Here is a 1,038-nt window from a genome sequence, read left to right as displayed (position 1 = left end):
CCGGGCGCGGTGGCATATTGGGTGGCCAGCCAGTCGGCGGCACCCGCTGCGCGGACTGCAGCCATCTCGGCATCCGATGCCGAGAGTTGGGCTTGCAGCAGAAACCGGGCGGCCTGGGTGTCGCTCAGCGGGATCGGTGCGGGGTTGGAAACCGACGCGCTATCGCCACTACCGCTACCACCGCTACCACTGGTGCCGCTAGTGCTGGTGCTAGTGGTGCCACCGCTGGTACCACTAGTGCCGGTGCCGGTGCCGGTGCCGGTGCCGGTGCCGGTGCTAGTGCCAGTGCTGGTGCTGGTGCTGGTGCTGGTGCTGGTGCTGGTGGTGCCAGTGTTGGTGGTGGTACCCCCGCTAATGCCACTGCTGCTATCGCTACCACCACCGCAAGCCACCAGCGTGCTGGCCGCAACCAGAGCCGCCAGCGAAGGTAATGCCACAGGGGCGGAGGTAGGGACCGTGGCGGGGACGGAACAGTCCAGGGCGGTGGCATCCATAGCGGGTTCCTGCGAACAGAAAGATCCACCCAGTGTAGCCACCCGCATCCCGCTGGCGGGCCACATCTCTGTATACAAAAATAGGCCCTAGCGCTCACCCTTCCTGCGCAAGAAGCTATCCAATTTATAGCACTAGAGCGTCCGGGCGGCCTGCAAGGTATCGCGCGTTTCCAGGGCCACGCGGCGGGCCGCATCGGCAAAGTCGTCGCCGCTGGAGGCATACAGAATCGCCCGCGACGAATTCACGACCAGCGGGCCGTTGGCCGTCCACCCGGCCTGCACCGTGGCGCGGGCATCGCCGCCTTGCGCACCCACGCCGGGCACCAGCAGCGGCACGGTGGGGGCCAGGGCGCGCACCCGGGCGATTTCTGCCGGGTAGGTGGCACCGACGACCAGGCCGAGCTGGCCATTCAGGTTCCACGGGCCCTGGGTGAGCTGGGCAATGTGTTCAAACAGCCGGGGTTGGCCGGGCACAGCGGCGAGGCGCTGGGGCTGCAGGTCGTCACCGCCGGGGTTGGAGGTACGGCACAGCAAAAACGCGCCT

1 protein-coding gene and 1 pseudogene are annotated in these 1,038 nt (G+C 67.5%); both read right to left on the bottom strand.

Annotated elements, in window-relative coordinates; genetic code table 11:
- Positions 1 to 494, bottom strand: a pseudogene (locus AC097L_RS26300) (hypothetical protein); the annotation flags it as partial.
- Positions 495 to 626: 132 nt separating this feature from the next.
- On the bottom strand, positions 627 to 1,038 hold a 412-nt coding region (locus tag AC097L_RS26295), incomplete at its 5' end, for an orotidine 5'-phosphate decarboxylase / HUMPS family protein (protein WP_479589628.1).

The organism is Rhodoferax sp. RT5P35 (assembly GCF_056521385.1).
The sequence above is the reverse complement of the archived record's forward strand: the minus strand, read 5'-3'. Positions and strand labels throughout refer to the sequence as shown.